The organism is Pseudomonas paralactis (genome assembly GCF_001439735.1).
Taxonomy (GTDB): Bacteria; Pseudomonadota; Gammaproteobacteria; order Pseudomonadales; family Pseudomonadaceae; genus Aquipseudomonas; species Aquipseudomonas paralactis.
Window position 1 is genome coordinate 150,334 of record NZ_JYLN01000005.1, and the last position, 23,093, is coordinate 173,426.

At 60.4% G+C, this 23,093-nt stretch carries 18 protein-coding genes; 7 read left to right on the forward strand and 11 right to left on the reverse strand.

What is annotated here, in order from left to right; genetic code table 11:
- Nucleotides 1–99: 99 nt before the first annotated feature.
- The gene (gene hglS / locus TX23_RS14845) at nt 100–1,476 is read right to left on the reverse strand and encodes a 2-oxoadipate dioxygenase/decarboxylase HglS (RefSeq protein WP_057702819.1); all 1,377 of its coding nucleotides are present in this window, start codon (nt 1,474–1,476) and stop codon (nt 100–102) included.
- Nucleotides 1,477–1,693: 217 nt separating this feature from the next.
- On the opposite strand from hglS, the gene TX23_RS14850 reads away from it, so the two are divergent.
- Both TX23_RS14850 and TX23_RS14855 read left to right on the forward strand, forming a co-directional pair.
- On the forward strand, nt 1,694–4,330 hold the full coding sequence (locus TX23_RS14850; RefSeq protein WP_057702821.1) for an MGH1-like glycoside hydrolase domain-containing protein: 2,637 nt from the start codon (nt 1,694–1,696) through the stop codon (nt 4,328–4,330).
- Between the two features lie 660 nt (nt 4,331–4,990).
- A complete protein-coding gene (locus TX23_RS14855) occupies nt 4,991–5,578 on the forward strand; it encodes a LysE family translocator (protein WP_057702822.1) in 588 nt (195 codons plus the stop codon).
- Here TX23_RS14855 and TX23_RS14860 read toward each other — a convergent pair.
- The 8 genes from TX23_RS14860 to gloB all read right to left on the reverse strand — a co-directional run bounded on the left by TX23_RS14860 (nt 5,520) and on the right by gloB (nt 16,330).
- A complete protein-coding gene (locus tag TX23_RS14860; protein WP_057702824.1) occupies nt 5,520–6,413 on the reverse strand; it encodes an AraC family transcriptional regulator in 894 nt (297 codons plus the stop codon). The genes TX23_RS14855 and TX23_RS14860 overlap by 59 nt on opposite strands.
- A 77-nt stretch (nt 6,414–6,490) precedes the next feature.
- Nucleotides 6,491–8,092 (reverse strand): ABC transporter ATP-binding protein, encoded by a 1,602-nt coding sequence (locus tag TX23_RS14865; protein ID WP_057702826.1) that lies wholly within the window; start codon nt 8,090–8,092, stop codon nt 6,491–6,493.
- A 1-nt stretch (nt 8,093) separates the two neighbouring features.
- Nucleotides 8,094–9,113 (reverse strand): ABC transporter permease, encoded by a 1,020-nt coding sequence (locus TX23_RS14870; protein ID WP_005788757.1) that lies wholly within the window; start codon nt 9,111–9,113, stop codon nt 8,094–8,096.
- A gap of 1 nt (nt 9,114) precedes the next feature.
- Nucleotides 9,115–10,188, reverse strand: coding sequence for a microcin C ABC transporter permease YejB (locus tag TX23_RS14875; RefSeq protein WP_057702828.1), 1,074 nt, complete (start codon nt 10,186–10,188; stop codon nt 9,115–9,117).
- Nucleotides 10,189–12,027, reverse strand: a complete 1,839-nt coding sequence (locus tag TX23_RS14880) for an extracellular solute-binding protein (RefSeq protein WP_057702830.1) — start codon at nt 12,025–12,027, stop codon at nt 10,189–10,191.
- Nucleotides 12,024–13,853: an extracellular solute-binding protein gene (locus tag TX23_RS14885; protein WP_057702832.1), complete on the reverse strand. Its 1,830-nt coding sequence runs from the start codon at nt 13,851–13,853 to the stop codon at nt 12,024–12,026. The genes TX23_RS14880 and TX23_RS14885 overlap by 4 nt, the downstream gene beginning before the upstream one ends.
- A gap of 210 nt (nt 13,854–14,063) precedes the next feature.
- On the reverse strand, nt 14,064–15,464 hold the full coding sequence (locus TX23_RS14890; protein ID WP_057702834.1) for a transglycosylase SLT domain-containing protein: 1,401 nt from the start codon (nt 15,462–15,464) through the stop codon (nt 14,064–14,066).
- 98 nt (nt 15,465–15,562) lie between these two features.
- Nucleotides 15,563–16,330 (reverse strand): hydroxyacylglutathione hydrolase, encoded by a 768-nt coding sequence (gene gloB / locus TX23_RS14895; RefSeq protein WP_057702835.1) that lies wholly within the window; start codon nt 16,328–16,330, stop codon nt 15,563–15,565.
- Between the two features lie 65 nt (nt 16,331–16,395).
- Here gloB and TX23_RS14900 point away from each other — a divergent pair, with 65 nt between their 5' ends.
- Entirely contained in the window at nt 16,396–17,154 is a 759-nt protein-coding gene (locus tag TX23_RS14900; RefSeq protein WP_057702837.1) for a class I SAM-dependent methyltransferase, read from the forward strand.
- A gap of 86 nt (nt 17,155–17,240) precedes the next feature.
- Nucleotides 17,241–17,693, forward strand: coding sequence for a ribonuclease HI (gene rnhA, locus TX23_RS14905; protein WP_003173571.1), 453 nt, complete (start codon nt 17,241–17,243; stop codon nt 17,691–17,693).
- A 35-nt stretch (nt 17,694–17,728) separates the two neighbouring features.
- Here rnhA and TX23_RS14910 read toward each other — a convergent pair whose 3' ends face one another.
- Nucleotides 17,729–18,034 (reverse strand): DUF2388 domain-containing protein, encoded by a 306-nt coding sequence (locus tag TX23_RS14910; RefSeq protein ID WP_057702838.1) that lies wholly within the window; start codon nt 18,032–18,034, stop codon nt 17,729–17,731.
- A 203-nt stretch (nt 18,035–18,237) separates the two neighbouring features.
- Here TX23_RS14910 and dnaQ point away from each other — a divergent pair, with 203 nt between their 5' ends.
- The 3 genes from dnaQ (at nt 18,238) to TX23_RS14925 (ending at nt 22,025) form a co-directional block, all read left to right on the forward strand.
- Nucleotides 18,238–18,978: a DNA polymerase III subunit epsilon gene (gene dnaQ, locus TX23_RS14915; protein ID WP_164365998.1), complete on the forward strand. Its 741-nt coding sequence runs from the start codon at nt 18,238–18,240 to the stop codon at nt 18,976–18,978.
- A gap of 198 nt (nt 18,979–19,176) precedes the next feature.
- On the forward strand, nt 19,177–21,432 hold the full coding sequence (locus tag TX23_RS14920) for an Orn/Lys/Arg family decarboxylase (RefSeq protein WP_057702840.1): 2,256 nt from the start codon (nt 19,177–19,179) through the stop codon (nt 21,430–21,432).
- A 23-nt stretch (nt 21,433–21,455) separates the two neighbouring features.
- Nucleotides 21,456–22,025 carry a GNAT family N-acetyltransferase gene (locus TX23_RS14925; RefSeq protein WP_057703078.1) on the forward strand — a complete coding sequence of 190 codons (570 nt, stop codon included), beginning with the start codon at nt 21,456–21,458 and terminating at the stop codon, nt 22,023–22,025.
- 99 nt (nt 22,026–22,124) lie between these two features.
- On the opposite strand, the gene TX23_RS14930 is transcribed toward TX23_RS14925, so the two are convergent.
- Nucleotides 22,125–23,033, reverse strand: a complete 909-nt coding sequence (locus TX23_RS14930) for a LysR family transcriptional regulator (protein WP_057702841.1) — start codon at nt 23,031–23,033, stop codon at nt 22,125–22,127.
- Between the last annotated feature and the right edge of the window lie 60 nt (nt 23,034–23,093).

Sequence of the window (23,093 nt, forward strand, 5' to 3'; positions counted from 1 at the left end):
ACATCGCAGGGCTGTGTCTTTATGATGCGCCCCGTCCACCCGGCTCTGGGGACTGTTGCGGCGCAAGGATTGTGCTGCTGAGCCGGGTGGGCATCCTCTTTATGGCAGCAGTGTTGCCATGCATTCATCGATAGAACGCTGCTGCGTCTGGCCATAGAGCTGCAATTCATCAATCGTCTTGCGGCCCAGCGCCTGTTCGAATTCAGCCTGATTGGCATTGGCCGCGTAGCGACTCTGCGCTGCGTCCCCCAGGTTTGACTGGAAGATCCCCGCCGCACTTACCGGCAGAAAATCCTCATACACCAATGGCTCGATCGCGACGTGACCGGCGCTGACCAGTGCCTCCAGCGTGCGCGGCTGATCCGCGTGGCCGCGTGCGGCCAGGCCATGGTCGGTCACGAAGTAGCGAAAGTAAGCCAGGCCCTGTTCGCGCATCTGCGCATGGTTGTCGGGAAACACCTGGAAGTGTTGTTCCATCAACTGCACATAACGCTCAGCGTTGGCCTCATTGGGGAACGCGCCCAGCTCATCGCGGGCGGCGTTCAGCAGTTGGTCATACAGGGCGCGGCCTCTGGGCGTGAGCGCTACGCCGCGTTGTTCGATTTCGCCAAAGCGTGCGCTGTGGCTACCCTGGGCGTCGCTGAAGGCGATAGGTTCGTCGAGCGCTTTGAAGCTGGTCTGGCGCAGCAGGATCGGGCACTGGCGCCGCGGTGGGCCTTCGATCACGGCTTTGGGCGTAATGCCTTTGCCGGGCATGGCGGCCTGTACCTGGTCGATGTCCAGGGTGCGTGGCGTGAGGTGGTTGATGTGCGGGCCCCTGAAGGCGACCACATCGGCGATCAGGCGGTGCTGATTGCTCAGCTGCTCGTATTGCGCCCCTGTGACGGTGGCGGTGTTATGCCAGCGGAACGTCTCCAGGGCCTCGCGGATAAAAGCCTGGGCGTCGCTGGCATTCAAGCCGCCCTGTGTTTCTGCCTGCTCGATCAGCGCCAGTGCGCCGGGGGTGAAGATCGAGCGCTTGGCCAGAGCACTTTCGGCAAAGGCTCGCAGCTCCAGGTTTTCGATCAGCTCCAGGCGCAGCAGTGAAGTGAACACCCGAAACGGGCTGGTTTGCAGCGCGTGTTCATGCACGGCGCGAAAGGCGGTGGAATGCACCGGCACGCCCGCGGGGGTGAGGTCGTAGTAGCCCACCGGTTGCATACCCATGACCGCGAACAGGCGGCTGATGGTTGCCAGTTCTGCGGCAGTGCCCAGGCGGATGGCGCCATGGCGCTCCATGTCCAGGCGCTGGATTTCTCCGGTGCGCTGCAACTGCTGCACCAGCTCGGGTTGGCTGCCGAGTACGCGTGCATTGGTGTGGGCCACTAGTTCGAGCAGCGCGCCGTACAGCGGCACTTCATCGCGGTACATGTCGGACATGGCCTTGGAAAAGCCCTTGCGGATCTCATCGGGGCTGACATGTGCGTTGGCGTGCATAGAAAAATTCCTGATGGCTGTGGCGAGGAAAGTGACCTTTCCCCGATTTTGTTGAGGCGCAGGCCGGCTTGCAAACGAAGATTCCTCTGGACTTCATTCTGCAAATGAATGAGCTGCCATGAACAGGAGCAAAACCCGCCTCTTCCAAGTCTTCATGTGCAACCGGGCGCCATTGGGTTCTACACTGCGCCTCACTGTGTAGGTGATGGAGAACCCTATGACGGCCGTACCCGCAACCCGCCTGCTTGACACGATTGAAGGCCAGCGCCTGGCGACGCAAGATGCCGAGCGTTGGCGTGAATGGGGCCCGTACTTGAGCGAACGCCAGTGGGGCACCGTGCGCGAAGACTACAGCGCCGATGGCGACGCCTGGGCGTCCTTCCCCCATGAGCAGGCGCGCAGCCGCGCCTATCGCTGGGGCGAGGATGGCCTGGCCGGTTTCAGCGACAAGGCGCAACGCTGGTGCCTGGGCCTGGCGCTGTGGAATGAGCGTGATGCGATCCTCAAGGAGCGCCTGTTCGGCCTCAATAACGCCGAAGGCAACCACGGTGAAGACGTCAAGGAACTGTACTTTTTCGTCGATGGCGTACCGAGCCATGCCTACATGCGCATGCTCTACAAATACCCCCATGCCGCCTTTCCCTATGCCGACCTGATCGCTGAAAACGCTAGCCGTGGGCTGGACGACACCGAGTATGAAATCCTCGATACCGGCGTGTTTGAAGACAACCGTTACTGCGACATCAGCGTTGAGTACGCCAAGCACCAGCCCGACGATATGTTCATGCGTGTGACCGTGCACAACCGCTCGGACCAATCGACACGTCTGCAGGTGCTGCCCCAGCTGTGGGCGCGCAATGACTGGAGCTGGACCTTTGATGCGCCCAAACCCAGATTGACGCTGGACGGCGACCGCGTGCTGGCCCGTCATCATGAGCTTGACGATCGCCAGCTCAGCGCCTGGGGCCAGGATGGACTGCAATGGTTGTTCTGCGAAAACGAGACAAATGTTCGAAAATTGGGCGGGCAACCGGCGCCGGGGCCGTTCAAGGATGGCATCAACGATTACGTGGTAGCGGGTGTGGAGTCGGCGATCCGCCGGGATTCGGGCACCAAGGTGGCGGCGCGGTTCATGCTTGAACTGGCGGGCCTGGAAAGCAAAATCCTGTATGTGCGCTTTGCCCCAGTGGGCGCGCCCCAGGTCAATGCCCGCAAGCTGTTTGAACAGCGCCGTCAGGAGGCCGATGACTTCTACGCGGCCCTGCAACAAGGCATCACCGACGACGATGCGCGCAATGTGCAGCGCCAGGCCCTGGCCGGCTTGCTGTGGTCCAAGCAGTTGTACTATTTCGACGTCAATCAGTGGCTCGACGGCGACCCGGCTCAGCCTGCGCCGCCGCCCGAGCGTCTGCACGCGCGCAATAGCCATTGGCGGCATTTGTCCAACTTCGACATCCTGTCCATGCCCGACACCTGGGAATACCCGTGGTATGCCTCCTGGGACCAAGGCTTCCAGGCGGTGGCCATCGCGCTGATCGATCCCGGTTACGCCAAGCAGCAGTTGCTGCTGCTGGTGAAAGACCGCTTCATGCACCCCAACGGCCAGTTGCCGGCCTACGAATGGCGCTTTGACGACGCCAACCCGCCGGTACATGCATGGGCCAGCTGGCGGGTGTATCAGCAGGATAAGGCGCTAACCGGCGTGGGCGATATGGACTTTCTGGAGCGGATCTTCCACAAGCTGCTGCTGAATTTTTCCTGGTGGGTCAACCGCAAGGACGCCGAAGGCCGCAACCTGTTCCAGGGTGGCTTTCTGGGCCTGGACAATATCGCCCTGTTCGACCGCTCGGCCACGCTGCCGCCGGGCTATCAGTTGGACCAGGCCGATGGCACTGCCTGGGTCGCGGCCTATGCCATGGACCTGATGCGTATCGGACTGGAGCTGGCCAAGCGCAACGCCGTGTACGTGGACATTGCGGTGAAGTTTTTCGAGCACTTCCTGTATATCGCCGGCGCGATCAACCGCGTCGATGACAGCGCCGAAGGCTTGTGGGATGAGCAGGACCTGTTCTTCTATGACGTGCTGCACCGTCCCGACGGCCAGAGCGAACCGGTGCGCCTGCGTTCTATCGTTGGCCTGATGCCGCTGTTCGCCGTGCTGGTGCTGGAACAGCGCGAACATGAGGGCTTGGAAGGCCTGCGCGAGCGTTTGCTGGGGTTTATGCATCACCGGCCTGACCTGGCCAAACTGGTCTCGCGCTGGAACGAACCAGGGCAGGGCAATCGCTTGTTGCTGGCGCTGCTGCGTGGCGAGCGTACCAAGGATTTGCTGCGCCGCATGTTGGACGACCAGGAGTTTTTGTCGGCCTTCGGTGTGCGCGCCTTGTCCAAGGCCTTTGCCGAGCAACCCCTGGCGCTGAAGATGAATGGCGACACCCTGTGCGCCCGTTACCAGCCCGGCGAATCCGACTCACGCCTGTACGGCGGCAACTCCAATTGGCGCGGGCCGCTGTGGATGCCGGTGAACTACATGCTGATCGAGTCGCTGCGCGAGTTTCACCGCTACTACGCGGATAATTTTTCTGTGGAATACCCCACAGGCAGCGGTTATCTGGCGTCCCTTGAAGAAGTGGCCGACAGCCTCAGCCAGCGTCTGACTGGGCTATTGCTGCGCGATGAAAATGGCCTGCGGCCATCCATGGCGGGGTATGCGCAGTTGGAGGCGGACCCGGCCAGCCGCGATCTGTTGTTGTTTCATGAGTACTTTCATGGCGAGACCGGGCGAGGGTTGGGCGCGTCGCACCAGACGGGGTGGAGTGCACTGGTCGCTTTGCTGCTGCAGCCAAAGGTCTAGCGCCCGGCGCGACGCGGGACCTGTGGCGAGGGAGCTTGCTCCCGTGAAGGCCGGCAGCGGCCGACTATTTAACTGATACACCCGCGACTCTACTGTGGGAGGGGTTTGAATGTGGGAGGGGGCTTGCCCCCGATGGCGGCCTGATAGCCGACCAGGATGTTGGATTAGACCGAGTATATATCCGTTATTTGGGTAATGGCTGCTATGGGTTCCGCTTTTACAGCGGGTCACTTTGGAAAAGAGCCCCAAAGTAACCAAAGGGCTCTTGCCCCACCACTCGGCACCTCGCCTAGGCTCGGTGTGCCCGTAATCCGCCATGGATTTGGGGGGCCGCCGCCACGCGCCATCCATGGCGCGGGGCGGCTAAACCGGCATCCCTGCCGGTTTACCCCCCAAATCCCTGTCGGATTACGGCCAGCGTGGTTTGACGGGGCGCCTAAGATCAAGATCAAAAGCAGAGCAAGAGCAAGAGCAGAGCAAGAGCAAGAGCAGGCGCGGGTCGTAGCCTGCGTTGGTGTTGCTTAACCGAGTTAGGGGGCCTGGAAGTACGTCTTTACAGATCACCACAAATGTTCACCCAGGGGCATTTTCTTCAATATCCGCGGTGTTTCAGCCTTTACCGTGCAGTCATCTTTATTTGGCATAACAAGAGGGACTGCAATGAGCTTGATCATTTCCATGGCCGCTTTCGCCCTGGCCACCTCCATCACCCCGGGACCGGTCAATGTGGTCGCCTTGAGCAGCGGCGCACGTTTTGGCTTTGCCGCCAGTCAGAAACATGTGTTCGGCGCGGCAGTCGGCTTCACGTTACTGCTGGTATTGATCGGCCTGGGGCTGCATGAAGTACTGGTGCGCTGGCCAATACTGACCCAGCTGATCCAGTGGGGCGGGGTGGCTTTCCTGTTGTACATGGCTTGGAAACTGGCGAGGGATGACGGTCGCCTGGACGCCGAAGGTGCAGCTAGCGCGCCGTCGATGCTGTACGGTGCGATCATGCAATGGCTCAACCCCAAAGCCTGGCTGGCCTGTGTCGCGGGCATGGGCTTGTTCGTGGCCGATGGCGATGCCAGGCAAGTGTGGCTGTTTGCGGCGCTTTACCTGGTGATTTGCTACCTGTCGGTGGCGTGCTGGGCGTACGCCGGGACGTTTTTGCGTCGCTACTTGAACAACCCGCAGGGCGTGCGCCTGTTTAACCGCTCCATGGCCGGGTTGCTGGTGGCCAGTGTGGGTTATTTGCTGATGGCTTGAGGTTCTCGCGGTACTGTCCGGGCGTGGCGGCAAAGTGTTGTTTGAACGTGCGCTGGAAGTGCGCCTGGTCGGCAAAGCCTGCGGCCAGGGCGACATCGGCAATCAGTTCGCCGTCGCGCAATCGAGCGCGGGCGAACTGGATACGGTGATTGACCAGGAAGGCATGGGGTGTCAGCCCGTAATATTGCTTGAACGCGCGAATCAGGTAAGACGGCGACAGCTCGGCCGCCAGGCAAATATCCTCCAGTTTCAACGCCTCGGTGCAGTGTTCACGGATGAAATCCGCAGCGCGCTCCAGCTTGTGATTGACCTCCCGTACCGGCGTAAGCGACGGGTTCAAGCGCTGCTGAACTTCGCTGAAGTAACCTACCAGCGCGCTCTGTTTGTGTAGCAGTTCGGCCTGCTTATCCACCAGCAGTCGGTACAACGCCAATAAGCCGCTGTACAGCGAGGTGTCCCGGGTATGTGGGGTGTTGAACGGGCGGTAACCCTGGTCGGTGCTGAAACCCAACTGGTGCTGCAGGTCGGTCAGCCAGGGGGTATCGAGGTAGAGCATATGGTAGGACCAGTGCTCATTGCGGATAGGGTTACAGGCATGTACGTCGCCGGGGTTCATCAGCACCACGGTGCCTGCGCTGATCTCGAACGTCTGTGTGCCGTAGTGGTAATAACTGCGCCCGCAGGTAATCGCGCCGATGGAAAAGTGCTCGTGGGCGTGCCGGGTGTAGGTAACCCTGCGTCCGTCGGCAATGGTGCGCGCCTCGATAAACGGCAAGCGTTCGTCGCGCCAGAAACAAGGCGCCTGAGCGGGGCGGGCAGGGGTGTTCAGCGACATGGCGGTGGTTCCATCCCTTGAGAGATCGAGGGCTGATCTTTACACACACCGCCAGTGGCGTCAGCCTCAATGTGACGTCAGGCCGGTACCAAAAAGGCGGCCTTGAGCAACTGGCGAGTGTAGGCATGTTGTGGGTCGGCAAAAATGGCCTTCGCATCGCCTTGCTCCACCACCTGCCCTTGCTTGACCACCATCAGTTGGTGACTGAGCGCCTTCACTACCGCCAGGTCATGGCTGATAAACAGGTAGGTCAGGTTGTACTTGGCCTGCAACCCGCGCAGCAATTCAACCACCTGGCGTTGTACCGTGCGGTCCAGGGCCGAGGTGGGTTCGTCCAGTAGGATCAGGCGCGGCTTGAGCACCAGGGCGCGGGCGATGGCGATGCGTTGACGTTGGCCACCGGAGAATTCGTGGGGGTAGCGGTGGCGGGAGTCGGGGTCCAGACCCACCTCCTTGAGCGCCGCGATAATCGCTGCTTCCTGCTCGTCAGGCGTGCCCATCTTGTGGATACGCAAGCCCTCGCCGACGATTTCGCTGACACACATGCGTGGGCTCAAGCTGCCGAACGGGTCCTGGAACACCACCTGCATTTCCCGGCGCAACGGGCGCACCTGTTGCTGGGTAAGCCTGTCCAGTTGCTGGCCCTCGAAGCGAATCCCGCCCTTGCTGCCGATCAGGCGCAAAATCGCCAGGCCCAGGGTGGACTTGCCCGAGCCGCTTTCACCGACGATGCCAAGCGTCTGCCCCTGGGGCAGGCTGAAGTTGATGCCGTCCACCGCCTTGACGTAATCCACGGTGTTGCGCAAAAAGCCCTTCTTGATCGGGAACCAGACTTTCAGGTCATCCACTTCCAGCAGCGGTGGCCCGACCTCGTTGCCGGCCGGGCCGCCGCTGGGCTCCGCCGCCAATAATTCCTGGGTATAGGGATGCTGGGGCGACTGGAACAGTGTCTCGCACTCGGCCTGCTCCACGATGCAACCTTGCTGCATCACGCACACGCGATGGGCGATGCGTCGCACCAGATTGAGGTCGTGGCTGATCAGCAACAGCGCCATGCCCAGCCGCGCCTGCAGCTCCTTGAGCAATTCCAGGATCTTCAACTGCACGGTAACGTCCAGCGCCGTGGTCGGCTCATCGGCGATCAGCAACTCCGGCTCATTGGCCAAGGCCATGGCGATCATCACACGCTGGCGCTGGCCGCCGGACAATTCGTGGGGCAGCGCCTTGAGGCGTTTGTGCGGTTCGGGGATACCCACCAGCTCCAGCAATTCCAGGGTGCGCCGGGTGGCGACCTTGCCGGTCAGGCCCTTATGCAGCCCGAGCACTTCATTGATCTGTTTTTCGATCGAGTGCAGCGGGTTCAAGGACGTCATCGGCTCCTGGAAGATCATCGCAATGCGGTTGCCGCGAATATGCCGCAGGGTCTTTTCTTTAAGGGTCAGCAGGTCTTGCCCGGCGTATTCGATAGTGCCGGACGGGTGCCGCGCCAACGGGTAGGGCAGCAGCCGCAGAATCGAGTGGGCCGTCACCGATTTTCCGGAGCCGCTTTCGCCGACCAGTGCCAGGGTTTCACCCCGCTTGATGTCAAAACTCACCTGGTTGACCACGCGGTGGTGATGTTCACCGGTGACGAACTCGACACTGAGGTCGCGGATTTCGATCAGATTGTCCGGATTCATCTCATTTCCTCGGGTCGAACGCATCGCGAGCGGACTCGCCGATAAACACCAGCAGGCTCAACATGATCGCCAGCACCGCAAAGGCACTCATGCCCAGCCACGGCGCTTGCAGGTTGGATTTGCCCTGGGCCACCAGTTCACCCAGCGACGGCGAGCCCGCCGGCAGGCCAAAGCCAAGGAAATCCAGGGCGGTGAGGGTGCCGATGGCGCCGGTGAGGATGAACGGCAAAAAGGTCATGGTCGAGACCATCGCATTGGGCAGGATATGGCGGAACATGATCGCGCCGTTCTGCATACCCAGCGCCCGCGCTGCACGCACGTATTCAAGGTTGCGCCCACGCAGGAACTCGGCGCGCACCACATCCACCAGGCTCATCCAGGAAAACAGCAGCATGATCCCCAACAGCCACCAGAAGTTGGGTTGCACGAAGCTGGCGAGGATGATCAGCAGGTAGAGCACCGGCAGCCCTGACCAGATCTCCAGAAAGCGCTGCCCGGCCAGGTCGACCCAGCCGCCATAGAACCCCTGCAACGCGCCGGCAATCACGCCGATGATCGAGCTGAGCACGGTCAGGGTCAGGGCAAACAGCACCGACACCCGAAAACCGTAGATCACCCGCGCCAGCACGTCTCGGCCCTGGTCATCGGTGCCCAGCAGGTTAACGCTTGAAGGGGGCGCGGGGGCGGGCACCTTCAGGTCGTAGTTGATGCTCTGGTAGCTGAACGGGATCGGTGCCCACAAGGTCCAGGCGTCCTTGGCCTTGAGCAGCTCCTGGATGTACGGGCTCTTGTAGTTGGCCTCCAGGGGGAATTCGCCGCCGAAGGTGGTCTCCGGGTAGCGCTTGAGCGCCGGGAAATACCAGTCGCCGTCGTAATGCACGGCCAGGGGTTTGTCGTTGGCGATCAGCTCTGCGCCCAGGCTCAGCCCGAACAGGATCAGGAACAGCCACAGCGACCACCAGCCACGTTTGTTGGCCTTGAACCGCTCGAACCGGCGGCGATTGAGGGGGGACAAATTCATCTCAATGCTCCCGGCTGGCGAAGTCGATACGCGGATCGACCAGGGTATAGGTGAGGTCACCGATCAGTTTTACGATCAGCCCCAGCAGGGTGAAGATAAACAGCGTGCCGAATACCACCGGGTAGTCGCGGTTGATGGCTGCTTCAAAGCTCATCAGGCCCAGGCCGTCGAGGGAGAAGATCACTTCCACCAGCAACGAGCCGGTAAAGAAGATACCGATGAAGGCGGAAGGGAAGCCGGCGATCACCAGCAGCATCGCATTGCGAAACACGTGGCCGTAAAGCACGCGGTGGTTGGTCAGCCCTTTGGCCTTGGCGGTGACCACGTATTGCTTGTTGATCTCGTCGAGAAAGCTGTTTTTGGTCAGCAGGGTCATGGTCGCGAAGTTACCGATCACCAGTGCGGTGACGGGCAAGGCCAAGTGCCAGAAGTAATCGAGGATCTTGCCGCCGGTGCTCAACTCATCGAAGTTGTTGGAGGTCAGCCCGCGCAGGGGGAACCAGTCCAGGTAACTGCCGCCGGCAAACACCACGATCAGCAGGATCGCAAACAGGAATGCCGGAATCGCATAGCCGACGATGATGGCCGAGCTGGTCCACACATCGAAGTGACTGCCGTGTCGCGTGGCCTTGGCGATCCCCAACGGGATCGACACCAGGTACATGATCAGGGTGCTCCATAACCCGAGGGAGATGGACACCGGCATCTTTTCCTTGATCAGGTCGATGACCTTGGCGTCACGGAAAAAGCTGTCGCCGAAATCCAGCCGGGCGTAGTTCTTGACCATGATCCACAAGCGTTCCGGCGCCGACTTGTCGAAGCCGTACATCTTTTCGATTTCCTTGATCAGGGCCGGGTCCAGGCCCTGAGCCCCGCGGTAGCTGGAACCGGCCACCGCAACTTCGGCTCCGCCCCCGGCAATGCGGCTGGTGGCACCCTCGAAGCCTTCCAGCTTGGCGATCATCTGCTCCACCGGCCCGCCGGGGGCGGCCTGGATGATCACGAAGTTGATCAGCAAAATCCCGAACAGCGTGGGGATGATCAGCAACAGGCGGCGAACAATATAGGCCAGCATTTAATCGCCTCCGCTCGCCGCATCGGCGTTTTGCGTCGTGTCCAGGGATACCGCCGGTTTGACGTCAGGCTTGGCCCACCAGGTGGCCGTGCCCACGTCGTAGCGTGGCGAGACCTTGGGATGACCCAAATGGTCCCAGTACGCGACGCGGAAAGTCTTGATGTGCCAATTGGGCACCACGTAGTAACCAAACTGGAGTACGCGATCGAGTGCCCTGGCGTGGGCAATCAGGCTTTGGCGTGAGCCGGCATCGATCAGCTCTTCGACCAACTGGTCGACGGCCGGATCCTTGAGGCCCATGTAGTTGCGGCTGCCGGGCTTGTCGGCGCTGGACGATTTCCAGAATTCGCGCTGCTCGTTACCGGGCGAGGTGGACTGCGGGAAGCTGCCCACCAGCATGTCGAAGTCCCGCGAGCGCAGGCGGTTGACGAACTGCGAGACATCCACCCGGCGAATCACCAGGTCAATACCCAGGTCGGCCAGGTTGCGCTTGAACGGCAGCAGGATGCGTTCGAACTCGGTCTGGGCCAGCAGGAATTCGATAGTCACCGGTTTGCCGGTGCTGTCGACCATCTTGTCATCGACAATCTTCCAGCCGGCCGCTTGCAACAGCTGGTAAGCCTCACGCTGCTGGGTGCGGATCATGCCGCTGCCATCGGTTTTGGAAGGTTCGAAAGCCTGGGTGAAGACTTCGGGCGGGATCTGGTCGCGCAACGGCTCAAGGATTGCCAGCTCGTCCGGGCCGGGTAGACCGGTGGCGGCCATTTCCGAATTTTCGAAATAGCTGCGAGTCCGTGTGTACGCGCCATTGAACAGCTGCTTGTTGCTCCATTCGAAATCCAGTAACAGGCTGATCGCCTTGCGCACCCGCACATCCTGGAACATCGGCTTGCGCATATTGAATACAAAACCCTGCATACCGGTGGGGTTGCCGTTGGGGATCTCTTCCTTGATCAGTCGGCCCTGGGTCACCGCCGGGATGTTGTAGGCATTGGCCCAGTTCTTTGCGCTGAATTCCAGCCAGTAGTCGAACTGCCCGGCCTTCAGGGCTTCCAGGGAGACCGTGCTGTCACGGTAGTAATCAGTGATGCGGGTGTCGAAATTGTAGAAGCCCTTGTTCACCGGCAGGTCCTTGGCCCAGTAGTCCTTGACCCGCTCGTAGCGAATCATGCGTCCAGGCTTGACCTCCGACACCTGGTACGGCCCGCTGCCCAGGGGCGCTTCCAGGTTGCCCTTGGAGAAGTCACGAGTCGCCCACCAGTGCTTGGGCAGCACCGGCAACTGCCCGAGGATCAGCGGCAGTTCGCGGTTGTTGGTGCGTTTGAACTTGAACAACACACGCAACGGGTCTTCGGCGACCACTTCGTCGACATCGGCGTAGTAGTTGCGGTAGAGCGGGTTACCGTCCTTGATCAGGGTCTGGAAGGTAAACACCACGTCTTCGGCGCGCATCGGGTGGCCATCGTGGAAGCGCGCTTCGGGGCGCAGGTAGAAACGTACCCAGCTGTTGTCCGGGGCTTTTTCGATCTTGCCGGCCACCAGCCCGTATTCGGTGATGGGTTCATCCAGGCTTTGCATGGCCAGGGTGTCGTAGATCAAGGGCAGGTTATCCGCCGGCACGCCCTTGCTGATGTAGGGGTTGAGGCTGTCGAAGCCGCCCATGGCCGATTCGCGGAAGGTGCCGCCTTTGGGAGCGTCGGGGTTGACGTAGTCGAAATGCTTGAAGTCGGCGGGGTACTTGGGCGGCTCGTTGTAGAGGGTCAGCGCGTGTTGCGGGGCGGCTTGGGCCGCGGTGCACAGCAACAGGCTGGCGAGCAGGGTAGTACGCAAAGACATCATTGGGCTTTCTCCGAAGCTTTCAGCCACCACGCACTCAGGCCCAGGCTATAGGGTGGCGTGGTAACGAAGGCGAACCGGTTGCGGTACGCCAGGCGATGATAGTTGAGGTACCAGTTGGGAATGCTGTAGTGCTGCCACAGCAGCACGCGGTCCAGGGCACGGCCGGCGGCCAGTTGTTGTTCGCGGGTCTGCGCCGCCAGTAGTTGATCCAGCAGGTGGTCGACCACCGGGCTGGCGATGCCGGCGTAGTTCTTGCTGCCCTTGATCGCGGCCTGGCTGGAGTGAAAGTACTGCCACTGCTCAAGACCGGGGCTCAAGGTCTGGTTGAGGGTCATCAGAATCATGTCGAAATCGAATTGATCGAGGCGCTGTTTGTACTGTGCCCGGTCGACGGTGCGCAAGCGGGCGTCGATGCCGATACGGGTCAGATTTTCGACATAAGGTTGCAGGATGCGCTCAAGGTTCGGATTGACCAGCAGGATCTCCAGGCGCAGCGGTTGCCCATCCTTGTCGAGCAGGCGTTGCCCCGACAGTTTCCAGCCGGCTTCGCCGAGCAGGGCCAGGGCGCGACGCAGCGTTTCGCGAGGGATGCCGCGACCGTCGGTTTGCGGCAGGCTGAACGGCTGGGTAAACAGTGCGGCCGGCAGTTGGTCGCGGTAGGGTGAGAGCATCAACCATTCATGGCCCACTGGCAGGCCGGTGGCCGAAAATTCACTGTTGGGGTAATAGCTCACCGAACGCTTATACGCGCTGCTGAACAGGGTACGGTTGGTCCATTCGAAGTCGAACATCAACCCCAGGGCTTCGCGGACCTTGGCCTGGCTGAAGGCGGGCCGCCGGGTATTCATGAACAGACCCTGGCTCTGTGTGGGGATCTGGTGGGCAATCTGCGCCTTGATCACATCGCCCCGATTGACCGCCGGGAAGTTGTAACCCGTGGCCCAGTTCTTGGCTTGATGCTCGATATAAATGTCGAATTCACCGGCCTTGAAGGCTTCAAACGCCACGTCGCTGTCGCGATAGAACTCCACCTCGACCTTATCGTAGTTGTAGAAGCCGCGGTTGACCGGCAGGTCCTTGCCCCAGTAATCCTTGACCCGCTCAAACACCAACTGCCGGCCCGGGGTGACTTTGGTCATGCGGTATGGCCCGCTGCCCAGCGGCGGCTCGAAGGTGGTGGCCTTGAAGTCGCGGTTCTTCCAGTAGTGCAGGGGCAGCACCGGCAATTCGCCCAGGCGCAGGATCAGCAATGGATTGCCGGCGCGCTTGAACACAAAACGGATGCGGTGGCGGTTGAGAATATCGACCCTGGCCACTTCCTGCAGGTTGGTACGGTATTGCGGGTGGCCTTCGGTCAGCAGGGTGCGATAGGAAAACGCCACGTCTGCGGCGGTGATCGGCTTGCCGTCGTGAAAGCGCGCTTCGGGGCGCAGGTTGAACACCACCCAACTGCGGTCTTCGCTGTATTCCACTGACTGGGCAATCAGGCCATAGCTGGAAGTGGGCTCATCCCCTGACGGCGCGTACTGGCCGGTGCCGACCATCAAGGGTTCGTTCAGCTCATTGACGCCGTATTGCAGGAAGTTGCCGGTAGAAACCGGGCTGGTGCCCTTGAAGGTATAGGGGTTGAGCGTGTCGAACGTGCCAAAGGCCATGACCCGCAGTGTGCCGCCTTTGGGCGCTGCAGGGTTTACCCAATCGTAATGGGTGAACTTGGCCGGGTACTTGAGTGAGCCGAACTGCGCGTAACCGTGGCTTTCGGTAATCGTCGCGTTCGCAGCAAAGCTCAAGGCCAGACTTATTAGTAGAAGGAGAGGACGCTTCAAGTCAGAGATCCGATCCAGGCGGCTTGGGCTTTATGATCGGTACAGTAACAGCTTGTTCCGGTTGGAAAAAGCCAGTTAGGGCGATGGCGATCCAATGTGGGAGGGGGCTTGCTCCCGATAGCGGCATGTCAGCCAGTACATAGGCTGACTGACCCACTGCTATCGGGAGCAAGCCCCCTCCCACATTAGCCTCCGGTGTTCTTGAGGGCTTTATCTTGGCCCCGACACCACTAGCATTTGCCCCGGCTTCAGCGCCTGGCCCGTGCGCGGGTTCCAACGCTTGAGATGTTGCATCTCAACGTTGAAACGCTTGGCGACCATGTACAACGAGTCGCCTTTTTTTACCTTGTACTGCACCGGTTTTTTCGCGGCAGCCTTGCGGGTGTCCTGCATCACCAGGGTCTGGCCGACCTTGAGTGACTGGCCGTTGAGCTTGTTCCAGCGCTGCAGGTCATGCACATCGACCTTGTTGGCTTTGGCGATCAGCGTAAGGTTGTCGCCACTGCGCACTTTGTAGCTGCGGGTACGCCCGGCAACCGCCTTGGACTCGACTTCGTCGAACACCGGCTTTTTTGGGCGCATACTCAGCAACTCTTCCGGCTTCATCGTCGAAAGGGTGCTGGTGAGCAACTGCGCCTTGGAGGTCGGCACCAGCAAATGCTGGGGGCCGTCCAGGGTGGTACGTTGTTTCAAGGCCGGGTTGAGCTGGAACAGTTCGTCTTCGTCGATCTCGGCCAGCGCGGCAACCCGTGAGAGGTCCATGCTTTGCTTGACTTCAACCACTTCGAAATACGGTGTGTTGGCAATCGGGTTCAGGTTGACGCCATAAGCCTCGGGCGCCAGAACCACCTGGGACAAGGCCAGGAACTTGGGCACGTAGTCCTTAGTTTCCTGGGGCAGGGGCAGGTTCCAGTAGTCGGTGGGCAGGCCGAGCTTTTCGTTGCGCTCGATCGCCCGGCTGACCGTGCCTTCGCCGGCGTTGTAGGCCGCCAGAGCCAGCAGCCAGTCGCCGTTGAACATGTCATGCAGACGCGTCAGATAGTCCAGGGCGGCGGTGGTGGAAGCGGTAATGTCCCGACGGCCATCGTAGGCGCGGGTCTGGCGCAGGTTGAAGTAGCGCCCGGTGGAGGGAATGAACTGCCACAAGCCGACCGCATCGCTGCGCGAATAGGCCATCGGGTTGTAGGCACTTTCAATCACTGGCAGCAGGGCCAGCTCCAGAGGCATGTTGCGTTCTTCAAGGCGTTCGACGATGTAATGAATGTAGAGGCTGCCGCGCTCACCGGCATTTTCCAGAAATGATGGGTTGCTGGCGAACCACAAGCGCTGTTGCTCAATGCGTGGGTTGACGCCGACACCGTCCTGCAATTGAAAGCCCCGACGCATGCGTTCCCAGACATCCTGGGGCACTTCGGGGCTGGGCTTCTCTGATAGCCAAATAGGTTTTTGCTTAATCTTGGCAGCAAGATTGGGTTTGGGTTGCACGGTGGATTGTGCAGCGTAATTAGTCGATTGGCAGCCCGCCAGAGTTGCGGAAACGGCCACCGCCACGGCTTGAGCCAGGCGGGTCAATGCGTCTGAAGAAATGGATTTACGAATAGATGACGACATTGGCTGGAAGTAAGTTCCGGGCAAAAATGTCGGGCGATTCTAGAAAGCGCTTTGGTTCCGGTCAACCATTCAGAAATTACGTATCAGATTGCATCCTGTTAGAACTTATCTTTCCAGGCCCTCAAGCTAGCAAACACTTCGGCCCCAGAGCGGTTGTCGCGGCCGTTCCGTTCGTCCGCTTTTTGTTTAACGGATGTTTCAGCGGTGCGTAAAAATGGATTTGTGAGTTTTTCCAGGGCCAGGCTCGAAGGCAGCGTGATCTCGCCACGGGAGCGAAGTTGGGCGACATTTTTCACACGTTCAGCGATATCGGCGTTATCCGGTTCCACCGCCTGGGCAAACTTGAGGTTGCTTTGTGTGTATTCATGGGTGCAATACACAAGTGTGTCGGCAGGCAGGGCGGCCAGGCGCTGCAAGGAGGCGTGCATCTGCTCCGGCGTGCCCTCGAACAGGCGACCGCAACCGGCAGCGAACAGCGTATCGCCACACAGCAACACGCCCTGGTGATAAAAGGCAATATGCCCCAGCGTGTGCCCCGGCACGGCGTACACGTCGAAGTCCCAGCCCAGTACGCTGATGCGGTCGTTGTCTTGCAGGGCTTCATCGCGCGCCGGAATCTTTTCGTTGGCCGGGCCGTAGACCCTGGCGCCGGTGACATTTTTCAGTTGCTCGACGCCGCCCACATGATCATGGTGATGGTGGGTGACCAGGATGTCGCTGAGGGTCCACTCGCTGTTGTGCTTGAGCCAGGCCAGCACCGGCGCGGCATCGCCGGGGTCGACCACAGCGCAGCGCAGGGTGGAAGGGTCTTGTAACAACCAGATGTAGTTGTCGGTGAAGGCGGGTAGGGCACTGATCTGTATCATTCTTCGATTCGCCAAGCTGAACACATTGGTGCATCTTAGAACGTCTAGGCGAGTTGGAGAATGCAATGACTGATAAAGCGTTCGCCCAGGCCGATCCTGAGTGGCTGGCCCTGATCAGCGCGGCCCGTGAATGGTTGTCCGGGCCGATTGGACAATTTCTGCTGGATGAAGAGCGGCGCATGCTCGATGACGAGCTGGGTCGGTTCTTTGGCGGCTATCTGGTGCATTACGGCCCCTCGGCTCAGACGCCGCCATCGGCGCCGCAGGTGCAACGCAATGTTCGCCTGGGCGCGCCGCTGCCGGGGGTTGAAATCGTCTGTGAGGAACAGGCCTGGCCCTTGAGCGAACATGCGGCAGATGTGGTGGTGTTGCAGCATGGCCTGGATTTCTGCCTGTCGCCCCATGGGTTGCTGCGCGAAGCCGCGAGCAGCGTGCGCCCTGGTGGCCATTTGCTGATTGTCGGTATCAACCCCTGGAGCAGTTGGGGCTTGCGCCGTGTATTCGCCCATGATGGCCTGCGTCAGGCGCGCTGTATCTCGCCATCGCGGGTGGCAGACTGGCTGAACCTGCTGGGCTTTGCGCTGGAGAAACGTCGCTTCGGGTGCTATCGTCCGCCGCTTGCGACAGCCAAGTGGCAGGGTCGCCTGGCGGGCTGGGAACGCCGTGCGGGTGCCTGGCAACTGGCGGGCGGCGGCTTCTATCTGCTGGTGGCGCGCAAGATCGTGGTCGGGTTGCGGCCGGTACGCCAGGTTGCGCGCCAGCCCATTGGAAAGCTCGTGCCGATGCCGCTGGCCAAGGTCAACCGCAAGCAAAGCGAACGCTAAACTCCTTTTTTGATTTCAGGCCGGTTTGCCCGGCCTAGGGATACTGTCGGTCGATTACCGCCAGCCCGTTTTGATGGATACAACCGATGACCGATAGCGTAGAACTCTTCACCGATGGCGCCTGCAAGGGCAACCCCGGCCCCGGCGGCTGGGGCGCCTTGCTGGTGTGCAAGGGCGTGGAGAAGGAACTGTGGGGCGGTGAAGCCAACACCACCAATAACCGCATGGAGCTGATGGGCGCCATTCGTGGCCTGGAAGAACTCAAGCGGCGCTGCAACGTGCTGCTGGTGACCGACTCGCAATACGTGATGAAGGGCATCAACGAGTGGATGGTCAACTGGAAGAAGCGCGGTTGGAAGACGGCGGCCAAGGAGCCGGTCAAGAACGCCGACTTGTGGCAATTGCTCGATGAGCAATGCAACCGTCACGACATCACCTGGAAATGGGTGCGCGGGCACATCGGCCACCCTGGCAACGAGCGCGCTGACCAGTTGGCCAATCGTGGCGTGGATGAAGTGCGCGGCTACAAGCAGAGCTGATCCGCAACACCGCAGCGGCCGTTCACGCCGGGCGGTTACAGCACCAGGATCGCACGGGCGAGTTGCTCGTCCGTGCAGTGTAGATCCACCCTCAAACGGCGAATGTGCTCGAACGCCGACTCCAACTGAACGCCGCGTATTTCACCCTGGCTTGCAATAAACGACGCGGCATCGGCCTTGGCCGCCAGCACGATCTTGTCGTCCTTGAAGCTGCTGCTGGTGCCTCCTGTGGCACTCATCGACAGGCTTACCAGCGCGTCAGTCGTCATGACGAAACTGGTGGCCTGCACACTGGCGGCGCAGAGCAGGCAGGGAATAAACAGCCATTTAAACGTGCACATGAATCCGGGTATTCCGCATCAAGAAGGGGCGTGCAGGCTAACAACAGGGACGGCAGCAAACTGCAGCAGGTTTGCTAAACCTTGTAAAAAACTGTTGGGCGAGCCGCCGCGGCTGTTTGCCATGGGGCGCACCGGTTCTGGAGCGTGCTAATATCCCGCCCCTTGAAATGTACCAAACCGTTGAGAGCTGAACCCTGATGGCCATCCGATCTGTTGTACTCGATACCGAAACCACCGGCATGCCGGTGACCGATGGTCACCGGATCATCGAAATCGGCTGCGTCGAACTGATGGGGCGCCGCCTGACCGGCCGCCACTTCCACGTTTACCTGCAACCAGACCGTGACAGTGACGAAGGCGCGATCGGCGTCCACGGCATCACCGACGAATTCCTCAAGGGCAAGCCACGCTTTGCCGAAGTCGCCGATGAGTTCTTCGAGTTCATCAACGGCGCGCAGTTGATCATCCATAACGCGGCGTTCGACATCGGCTTTATCAACAACGAATTTGCCCTGATGGGGCAGACGGACCGTGCGGACATTTCCCAGCACTGCACGATCCTCGACACCTTGATGATGGCCCGCGAGCGTCACCCGGGCCAGCGCAACAGCCTCGATGCCTTGTGCAAGCGTTATGGCGTTGATAACTCCGGCCGTGAACTGCACGGCGCCTTGCTCGACTCCGAGATCCTGGCCGATGTTTACCTGACCATGACCGGCGGGCAAACCAGCCTGTCCCTGGCGGGTAACGCCTCCGATGGCAGCGGCTCGGCGGAAGGCTCCGGCAACCGTCCTTCGGAAATCCGCCGCCTGCCGGCTGATCGCAAACCGACACCGGTCATTCGTGCCAGCGAGCAAGACCTGGCCGAGCACGTGGCGCGGTTGGAAGCGATTGCCAAGGCTGCTGGCGCGCCGGCGTTGTGGACTCAACTTACGCAACAGTAGTGGTGGCAGGCTTGTGTTGTGGCGAGGGAGCAAGCTCCCTCGCCACAAGGGGCCTATTGCCTGCACCCTCTCTATAGCTGACTGGCAGTGAGGCAGGCGCGCTTGCACATGTGATCACCACTGCCGAAAAATCTTCATTCGCCACATTCGCTTCCAGCTTCTACCCTGAGTGCAAAGCCCTCCGGAGTAAGAGCGCTCATGTACAAAGACCTCAAGTTTCCCATTCTTATCGTGCACCGTGACATCAAGGCCGACACCGTTGCCGGTGACCGGGTTCGAGGTATCGCCAGGGAATTGGAACAAGAGGGCTTCAGTATCTTTTCTGCGGTGGACTACGCCGAGGGGCGGTTGGTGGCCTCCACCCATCACGGTTTGGCGTGCATGTTGATTGCCGCCGAAGGCGCCGGGGAAAATACCCACCTGCTGCAAAACATGGTCGAGCTGATTCGCCTGGCGCGGGTGCGGGCACCCAACCTGCCGATCTTCGCCCTGGGTGAGCAAGTCACCCTGGAAAATGCGCCGGCCGATGCAATGAGCGAGCTTAACCAACTGCGTGGCATTCTTTATCTGTTCGAAGACACCGTGCCGTTTCTGGCGCGTCAGGTCGCCCGCTCTGCACGCACTTACCTGGACGGGCTGTTGCCGCCGTTCTTCAAGGCTTTGGTGCAGCACACTGCCGATTCCAATTATTCCTGGCACACCCCTGGCCATGGCGGTGGCGTGGCGTACCGCAAAAGCCCGGTGGGGCAGGCGTTTCACCAGTTTTTCGGGGAGAACACCCTGCGCTCGGACTTGTCTGTTTCCGTCCCTGAACTGGGCTCGCTGCTCGACCATACCGGGCCCCTGGCCGAAGCCGAGGCCCGCGCTGCGCGCAACTTCGGCGCCGACCATACGTTCTTCGTCATCAATGGCACTTCCACCGCCAACAAGATCGTCTGGCACTCCATGGTTGGCCGTGACGACCTGGTGCTGGTAGACCGCAACTGTCACAAGTCAGTACTGCACTCGATCATCATGACCGGCGCTATCCCGCTGTACCTGTGCCCGGAGCGCAACGAGCTGGGGATCATCGGCCCGATCCCTCTGAGCGAATTCAGCCCTGAGTCAATCCGCGCCAAGATCGACGCCAGCCCGTTGACGCATGGCCGGCCACCCAAGGTGAAGCTGGCGGTGGTAACCAATTCCACCTACGACGGCCTGTGCTACAACGCCGAACTGATCAAGCAGCAATTGGGTAACAGCGTAGAAGTGCTGCACTTCGATGAGGCCTGGTACGCCTATGCGGCATTTCACGAGTTTTTCGCCGGGCGCTATGGCATGGGTACCTTGCGCACACCGGACAGCCCGCTGGTATTTACCACCCACTCCACTCATAAACTGCTGGCCGCATTCAGTCAGGCGTCGATGATCCATGTGCAGGACGGCGGCGCACGGCAGCTGGATCGTGACCGTTTTAACGAAGCCTTCATGATGCACATCTCGACTTCACCCCAATACAGCATCATCGCCTCGCTGGACGTCGCCTCGGCAATGATGGAAGGGCCGGCCGGGCGCTCGCTGCTGCAGGAGATGTTCGACGAGGCCTTGAGTTTCCGCCGCGCGCTGGCCAACCTGCGCCAGCATATTGCTGCCGAGGATTGGTGGTTTTCGATCTGGCAGCCGCAATCGGTGGCGGGTATCGACCGCGTTGCCACGGCGGACTGGCTACTGCATCCTCAGGATGATTGGCATGGCTTTGGCGACGTGGCTGAAGATTATGTCTTGCTGGACCCGATCAAAGTCACCCTGGTAATGCCCGGCCTCAATGCCGGTGGCGCCTTGAGCGATTGCGGGATTCCCGCTGCGGTGGTCAGCAAGTTTCTCTGGGAGCGCGGTCTGGTGGTGGAAAAAACCGGGCTGTATTCGTTCCTTGTGTTGTTCTCCATGGGGATCACCAAAGGCAAGTGGAGTACCTTGCTCACCGAGTTGCTGGAGTTCAAGCGCAGTTACGATGCCAACGTCAGCCTGGCCAGTTGTTTGCCTTCGGTGTACGCCCAGGGGCCGGTACGTTATCAGGGCATGGGCCTGCGCGATCTTTGCGACCAGTTGCACAGCTGTTACCGTAGCAACGCCACCGCCAAGCATCTCAAACGCATGTACACGGTATTGCCGCAGATCGCGATGAAACCCGCCGATGCCTACGACCAACTGGTGAGGGGCGAAGTCGAAGCGGTATCCATCGATGCCTTGCCAGGACGCATCGCAGCCGTAATGCTGGTGCCTTATCCGCCGGGCATTCCATTGATCATGCCCGGCGAGCGCTTTACAGAATCAACGCGTTCAATCATCGACTACCTGGCATTTGCCCGAACGTTCGATAGCAGTTTCCCCGGTTTTGTCGCCGATGTTCATGGGCTGCAACACGAAGATGACGGTAGTGGCCGTCGTTACACCGTCGATTGCATCAAGGGTTAAGAATGTTTATGCAGCAAGCTGTGATGAACCCGAAGTACCCAGGGCTCAGTGTGCGCGTCGCCGACGAAGGTTTTGACGCTTATGTATGGGGCAATGACTTCAGCTTCGAGGTCGAGGCCTATGGCGTTCCGCAGATGGGCCAGCGTGTCGATCAATGGCCGGTGGAGCGCATCCTGCCGTATCGCAAATGCTATGGCATCGACCCGGAAGAGTTCGCCAGCTTTCGCGATGCCGCCGACAGTGCGATCTTCATGGCCTACCTGGATGACCGTGCGGTAGGGCACGTGGTGGTCAGCACCAACTGGAACGGTTTTGCCCATGTTGATGAGTTGGCCGTGGTGTTGCCGGCGCGACGTCATGGCGTGGCCAAGGCGCTGCTGGACGTGGCGCAGTTCTGGGCCCGCAAGAAAAACCTGCCGGGCATGATGTTGGAAACCCAAAACAATAATCTGGGGGCTTGCCGCCTGTATGAGCGCTGCGGGTATGTGATGGGTGGGATCGACCAATTGCGTTATCGCGGGATTGATCCACAAACCCGTGAAGTGGCGATTTTCTGGTATCGGTTATTCAAGACGGAAGTGGGATCGATCTAAGCCCTGTAGGAGCGAGCTTGCTCGCGAAAAACGCAAAGGCGCCGCGTTACGTCAGGATGAGCGCGTAACCGTTCACGTCCTTCGCGAGCAAGCTCGCTCCTACGAGGGGTTTGTGTCGCCGCCCAGGAGACTTTCGGCCTTCTGGGTGACAATCTCCAGCAGCGCATTCAATGCCGGTGAGGTGGCGCCGTCTTTCAGGGTCAGTGCATACAGGCTGACCATTATGGGGGGCGACACCGGGCACGCATCCAGCCCGGCTTCCCTGGCACCAGAGGCGGTAAAAGGATCGACAATCGCCAAGCCTTCACCGGCCTCAACCATGCTGCGCATCATCTGGTAGGTCTGTACCCGCGTCTGCACCACCGGCAGCGGGCGCAGGGCTTGCAGTTTGGCGTCCAGCAGACGACTCAGCGGGTCGTGGCCTTCCAGCCCGATCAGCGACTGCCCTGCCAGATCCTGCAGCGCGATGTACTTCTGCTTGGGTTTGAGCCAGCCGTGGGGCGCGAGCAATTGCAGCTTGCCCTGGGCCAGTGGGGTGCTTTGAATTTGTGGATGTTGCGGGTCATGCAGGCTCAGCCCCACATCGGCTTCGTGCAGCAGCAGGCTCCTGACGATCTCCCGGGTCGGCTGGCTCGACAGGTTGCACGGCGTGTCCTGGAAGCGTCTGCGCAGCATGGCAATGCTTTGCGGCAGCAGTTGATTGGCCAGGGGAGGGGTGCACAGCGCACGCAGGGGCACGGCGTGGTGATGTTTCAAGCGACCGGCCAGGCGTTGCAACGGTTCGAGTGCTTCGTACAACTGGACGATGTGCGCCTGCAATTGCAGCGTCTCGTGCGTTGCTTGCAAACGTCCGCGCACGCTGGCAAACAACATAAAACCCAATTGCAGCTCGGCATCCTTGAGCGTGGCGTCTACTTCACCCACAGAGAGTTGCAACCATTCGGCGGCGGTGCCCAGGTGTCCGGTTTGCAAGATGGCCTGAATCACTTCGATATGACGTAAACGCATGGCCGGAGTCTATGTGCAGCGCGAATTGGATTCAATGGTGCAGGCCTTCAGGCGCAAAAA